Source organism: Anaerococcus lactolyticus ATCC 51172, assembly GCF_000156575.1.
GTDB lineage: Bacteria > Bacillota > Clostridia > Tissierellales > Peptoniphilaceae > Anaerococcus > Anaerococcus lactolyticus.
On the sequence record NZ_GG666211.1, the window covers coordinates 1 to 229 of the forward strand.

At 71.6% G+C, this 229-nt stretch carries 1 pseudogene; it reads left to right on the plus strand.

The features are described from left to right. Window positions 1–229, plus strand: a pseudogene (locus HMPREF0072_RS11780) (hypothetical protein); the annotation flags it as partial.

The window sequence follows — 229 nt, forward strand, 5'->3', positions numbered from 1 at the left end:
GCGGCCTTGCGCCTGGGCAGCAGCAGCCGCAGCCTGGGGGCCATCGGCGCGCGAGCTGGCCGCGAGGCGGGCCTGAATCCGAACACCTTCTATCGGCATTTCCGCGATATCGACGATCTTGGCCTGACCATGATCCGCGACATCTCTACCCAGCTGCGCCAGCCGCTGCGCCAGCTTCGCCGCGAGGCCGCGACTCGTGCGGCGCCCGGCGCCCGAGCGCAGACGACCG